Below are 5,101 nucleotides of genomic sequence, written 5' to 3'. Positions count from 1 at the left end.
GACCAGCGCAAATTCCACCTGCCGGAATGGACCCACATGTACAATTGGCACCGCCCGCACGGCAGCCTAAACTCAAAGCCGCCGATCAGCCGCCTTGATCTGCCCCACGACAACCTGTTGAGGGTCCACATCTAGAGCGCATCGAGACCGACATCCGCGCCATGCGGGATGTGATGTTCGAGGCATTCCAGCGCGGCCACACCGACTAACGATCACCACACCATCACGTCGACCCACCCCACCCGCCCACGAGGCGGGTTTTTTGTTGCCCGACGCCGGGCAGAAGGAACGTTTCCATGACCACTGACCAAACTGACGCCATCCGCCTGATCCAGAGCCGCTTGGACAAACTTGGCCACAGCCCCGGTGCCATCGACGGCCAATGGGGTGTCCGCACCGCACGGGCGCTGAAGCAATTGCTGTCCTCAAATGGACGGTCGGCCGCCTTGGCCCCGCCAGGCTCGCTGCCGTGGATCTCCGAGGCGAAAACAGCGCTGGGCCGAAACGAAGCGCGAGACCGGTCCTGGCTGATGGACTGGCTGAAGCGTGATGGCCGTTCCTTGGGCGACCCGAGCAAGAACCCTTGGTGCGGCGACTTCGTGGAAACCTGCATTCGCATGGCCTTGCCGGAGGAACCCCTGCTCGGCGCGCTGGGCACCAATCCCTATTGGGCCCGCAACTGGCTGCTGTTTGGGCAAGCGGTGCAGCCCATTACCGGAGCGGTGCTGATCTTTGAACGCGGGTCTGGCGGACACGTCGGCTTCGCGGTCGGCCAGGATGACACGCATTTCTACGTGCTGGGCGGCAACCAGTCCGACGCCGTCACCATCGCCCGCATCGCCAAGTCACGCCTTCTGGGCGCGCTCTGGCCCGCGACCTACCCGCCCCGCCCCCAACGCCTGCCGACCATGAGGCCGGGCGAATTCCTCGCAACCGTCAATGAAATCTGAACTGGAGACCACAATGCTGAATCCTGCAATCCTCGCCCTCGTCCGCCAAATCCTGAGCGTTGCGGGCACCGCGCTGGTCGCCAAGGGCTACGTTCAAGCCTTCGATATCGAGCCGGTCATCGGCGCGCTGCTGACCATCGGGTCGGTTGTGTGGTCGGTGGCGGACAAGCGAAACCGATCGGTGTCAGGGGCTTGGCTACTCGTCTCGTCCACGTCGGCGCTTGCCCGCGAAACGTTGCCCGCTCGGCTCACGGGTCAATTGCGCTTTCCCGACGCAAGTTGGGTAGCGCACACAGCCCAGAAAGGTGCGGTGCGGGCCAGTTCGCTCGACAAGCCAGCCATCAGCGCATTCCGGGCAACTGGGGTGCACTTTCCCGCAGCTGCACTTGGCTTGCGGCGCAACCTTCACCCGCCGCGGCAGGGCTGCGCCGCATTCTAAACAGGCAGGCAGAAAATTGCCGCAGTGATCGAAATGCTCGCAGCGATACCAAGTCCGGCCGTCTTGGCCCTGCACGCCCAGCAGGCGGCCTCCGCACTCGCCACATTCGTGGACTTCCTGATCGGGCCCGGGCGGCTGGACAATCCCATAGGCGGGATCTTTCACAAGCTCTGTGACAAAGGCCGATGGGCGGGCATTTGATGCGAGGATGGTCAGGGTGTGCCGCGCCCGCGTCATGGCCACGTACATCACGCGCCGTTCCTCTGCATTCTGGAACGTCTCCTCATCCGGCGAGACCAGTCCCAGAAGCGGATCATCGACGATCTCCGATGGAAAGCCTACCCGCCCGCTGTCGGCGTTCAACAAAACCACATGATCTGCCTCCAGTCCTTTTGAGGCATGGATGGTTTTGAAACTAAACGTCAGGCGCGGAAACCGCCGCCGCAGGTCCTGCAGTTCAGGCTCCAGATATCGATACCGGGCCAGCAGCAGCACGCTTGCCGTCTTGCCTGCCGGGTCTGACTTTGCCGACAGAACGGTCAGCACATCTGACAGCTTCTTCTCACTCTCATTCTTCGCCGCCATCACGATCCTGATGGCCGGTTCTGTAGCCGTCCCAGCTGGGACGATCTGCTTTTGTATCTGGACCGGGTTCCGCAGAACAAAGGTTCCGGCGGCAAAGGCGATCTGGTCGACAGACCGGAAGGTGCGGCCAAGATCGACCGCCCTGTGAACGCCTGCCTCGCCATCGAAGCTGCCGCCGAACTCCCGACCGAAATGACGCATCAGATGGATGTCCGACCCAGCAAAGCGGAAGATCGACTGCCAGTCATCGCCGACGGCAAAGACGCGGACATCCGGATGCTGGACTTTGAGCGCCTTCACCAGCCGGGCCCGGCTTTGCGAAATGTCCTGGAACTCATCGACCAAGATGTGGCGGAAGGGGCTGACATAGCGGCCAGTCTCGGTGTAGCGCGCCGCGCGCAGGATCATGTCTTCGAAGTCGATCCGGCCCCCGAGGCGTTTCTGGTATTCCTCGAAGACCGGCGCGAACACATTTAGAAATGCCTTCGCCCGCTTGCCCAGCTTCATCCGGTCGGACTTGGTCTCACAATCCTCAAGGCTGTAGCCGCCGCTCTTGAACTTGCGCAGGAACGTCCCGAGCAGCTTCGAGAAGTCATCGACCTGCTTCAAATCGACAATCCGGTCATAGATCGTGTCTGCCCGGCGCGGTTTGAGGGTGACATGCGGCGCCAGCTTTTCGGCAAGGCCAGCCAGCAGACGTCCCTCCTGCCGTTCGTAGCTGAAGGTTACGATCAGCGTCGTCTCATGCTCGGCATGGACCTGGCGCTTCCATTCCATGCTGGTGAGATATTCGTTGCGGTCGACGAAGGGGGCCGTAAACAGCTTTTCGCTGCCATCTGCCATCTTCTGTCGGCGCACCCCGAAATGCTCGATGTAGATGCCGCTTTCGTTCAGCCGGAAATCCGGCTGATAGTCCCGCCTGCCCGTTTCGGGGATCTTGTGCTCGTAGACCGGTTCGTATTCGTATTCGACGCCGTTTTCATAAAGCCAGTTGGCGATCTGCAGCTCTTCGTAACTCTTGACCTTCTCGCCCTGCAGGGTGCGCAGATCCTGCTGCTCCATGTGGGTGTAGAATTCGTGCTTGGTTTTGAAGTCCCATTCGGTTTTCGGCTCGACTAGGAAATGCGCGAAGAACTGGATGATCGCCTTCGACACCTCTGACAGCGAATGCACCAGGTCCTTCAGGATCTGCTTGATCAGGTTGGTGAAGGCCAGGTCGTCAGTGGCATGATCGGCAAGCGCGGGTTTTGACCCTTCCACGATGCCGATGATGTCGTAGGCCAGCGCATGGAAAGTCCGCGCCACAATCGGCACGCCGGATCGCGCCTTGACCCGCTCCGACATCTCTGCCGCGGCATTCTTCGCAAATGCCAGCAGCAGGATTTCCTCGGGTTTTCGGATCCCGGCTTTGACGAGGTAGGCCGCCTTGGCCGTGATGACGCTGGTCTTGCCCGACCCGGCACCAGCCAGCACGAGGGTCGCGTCTTCATCGACCACGACCGAAAGTCGCTGCTCGGCCGTCAGCGGCTTGCTTTCGATTGTATCGAAGAATTCCTTCCACCGATCCAGTTCAGCGGCGACAAAGACCGATATCGCATTTGCTCGCGCCGTCCGGGGATCGGCGACGAACTTGCGCACGAGGGCCACGCGCTCCGCCCTGTCCGTCCCGATTGCCTCGGACCTCAGCTTCGAGAGCAGCGTGGCATCCAGGGACCGCGCGTCATGAAGAACAAGCGCAACACTGCAGGCCGCAGGATAACGGCCTGGTCGCGCCAGCTCGGAAACAGCGGCATGAAGCCGATTGAACCGGTGCGCTTCGCGGTCAAAGGCACCCGTGTTGAAGCTGACCCACGCAGCTTTGACGCTGTCCGCAACGGCGCGTGCATCAGCATGACCGGCACCACGCAAGATGACATTGCTTTGCCCAGTTGATTGCAGGGACAGGGTCGTGCCAAGCGCACCCTTCCGAAGGGCCGGTGCCTCGCCAATATCCGCCAACGAAACCGACGCGGGCATGCTTCGTCCGGTGACCAGAATTTGATCGCCCTGCAACTCAATGGCGCGCGCAGTCGTGCCAAAGGGGTTCACGAGAAAGCCGAACAGTGGTCTTTGTTGCAACCGAATCAATAGCATGTGCCCTGTAACCCATATCAAGCAACTTGCGCTTTGGTTCCTGGCGTCTGCAACCATGTTTGGCATGCACAGTGGTGGGCACGCCGAAAGCCGGGAAACTTGCGCGCGTCTTCACTATTGCTTATCTTGAAGACACAAGCAGGAGGCCGCCATGTCCCAGACCACAACGATGACTGTCCGCATCAGCGGCGCGCTGAGCGAGTTCGTGGCCTCGAACGTGGGCGAGAACGGGTCCTACGAGAACATCAGCGAATACATCCGAGACCTGATCCGGCGCGACAAGGAGCGGGCCGAAGCTGAAGCGTTCAACCGGCTGAAGGCTGAACTGACGCGCGCGTTTGCGGCGCCGGAGGAAAGCTATCGCCCGCTGACGGCAGCCGAGGTGATCGCCCGGAACCGGGGCTGACAGGATGGCTGTACGCGTCCAGGAAGCTGCATCACTGCGGCTTGGCGAGATCTACCGATACACGCGCGACCGCTGGGGCGCTGAACAGGCTGATCGCTACATCACCGATCCGTTTACAGCATTCGACAAAATCGAGGGGCACGGCGTCGCTTCGCGGCCGATCCCAGCGGAGTTCGCCATCGACGGCTTCTACTTCCAGCTCGAACATCATTTCGTGTACTGGCGGCGGCTGTCGAACGGCGACATCGGCATCGTGACGATCCTGCATGAGCGGATGCACCAGATGGATCGATTCCGGGATGATCTTGGCGGCTGACTCGGGTTACGAAACGCAAAAGGCCCCCGCGTAGGGGGGCCTCGCAAAACGTTGACCAGGTGTTGACAAGAATTTGGAATGACAAAAGCCGAGCATAACGCTCGGCTTTGAAGTCTTTGATAAGACGTGTAAGTTTGGTTGCGGGGACAGGATTTGAACCTGTGACCTTCAGGTTATGAGCCTGACGAGCTACCGGGCTGCTCCACCCCGCGACAGTTTACGACCTGAGGTCGGCCGGGAGCCCGGACTTTTTCGATTTATCCGTCCTCGAA

Annotated in this window: 6 protein-coding genes, 1 tRNA gene and 1 pseudogene; 6 read left to right on the top strand and 2 right to left on the bottom strand. The window is 60.8% G+C overall.

All coding sequences use genetic code 11. The annotated features are described in order from the left end of the window. From ACRCSW_RS11670 to ACRCSW_RS11660, 3 genes and pseudogenes are all read left to right on the top strand, one after another. Positions 1 to 135 (top strand): integrase core domain-containing protein (locus ACRCSW_RS11670; protein WP_438705250.1); only part of this gene is annotated, 135 nt, incomplete at its 5' end. Positions 136 to 296: 161 nt separating this feature from the next. Beyond that, a complete protein-coding gene (locus ACRCSW_RS11665; protein ID WP_438705248.1) occupies positions 297 to 950 on the top strand; it encodes a TIGR02594 family protein in 654 nt (217 codons plus the stop codon). Further along, a pseudogene (locus tag ACRCSW_RS11660) lies at positions 940 to 1,110 on the top strand (Pam3-gp28 family putative phage holin); the annotation flags it as partial. The gene ACRCSW_RS11665 and the pseudogene ACRCSW_RS11660, both read left to right, overlap by 11 nt. Before the next feature lie 36 nt (positions 1,111 to 1,146). Here the strand turns inward: ACRCSW_RS11660 and ACRCSW_RS11655 are convergent. Further along, on the bottom strand, positions 1,147 to 3,621 hold the full coding sequence (locus tag ACRCSW_RS11655) for a UvrD-helicase domain-containing protein (protein WP_438705247.1): 2,475 nt from the start codon (positions 3,619 to 3,621) through the stop codon (positions 1,147 to 1,149). 75 nt (positions 3,622 to 3,696) lie between these two features. On the opposite strand from ACRCSW_RS11655, the gene ACRCSW_RS11650 reads away from it, so the two are divergent. The 3 genes from ACRCSW_RS11650 to ACRCSW_RS11640 all read left to right on the top strand — a co-directional run bounded on the left by ACRCSW_RS11650 (position 3,697) and on the right by ACRCSW_RS11640 (position 4,829). Continuing rightward, positions 3,697 to 3,906 carry a hypothetical protein gene (locus ACRCSW_RS11650; protein WP_438705245.1) on the top strand — a complete coding sequence of 70 codons (210 nt, stop codon included), beginning with the start codon at positions 3,697 to 3,699 and terminating at the stop codon, positions 3,904 to 3,906. A gap of 352 nt (positions 3,907 to 4,258) precedes the next feature. Then, positions 4,259 to 4,513: a ribbon-helix-helix domain-containing protein gene (locus ACRCSW_RS11645; protein WP_438705243.1), complete on the top strand. Its 255-nt coding sequence runs from the start codon at positions 4,259 to 4,261 to the stop codon at positions 4,511 to 4,513. A gap of 4 nt (positions 4,514 to 4,517) precedes the next feature. After that, entirely contained in the window at positions 4,518 to 4,829 is a 312-nt protein-coding gene (locus ACRCSW_RS11640; RefSeq protein WP_438705241.1) for a type II toxin-antitoxin system RelE/ParE family toxin, read from the top strand. A gap of 135 nt (positions 4,830 to 4,964) precedes the next feature. Here the strand turns inward: ACRCSW_RS11640 and ACRCSW_RS11635 are convergent. Next, positions 4,965 to 5,041, bottom strand: a tRNA-Met gene (locus tag ACRCSW_RS11635). Positions 5,042 to 5,101 lie beyond the last annotated feature (60 nt).

It is taken from the genome of Tabrizicola sp. (genome assembly GCF_051645465.1).
In the GTDB taxonomy this organism is placed as follows: domain Bacteria; phylum Pseudomonadota; class Alphaproteobacteria; order Rhodobacterales; family Rhodobacteraceae; genus Tabrizicola.
Note: the sequence above shows the minus strand (reverse complement) of the source record. Positions and strands in the feature narration are given on the sequence as shown.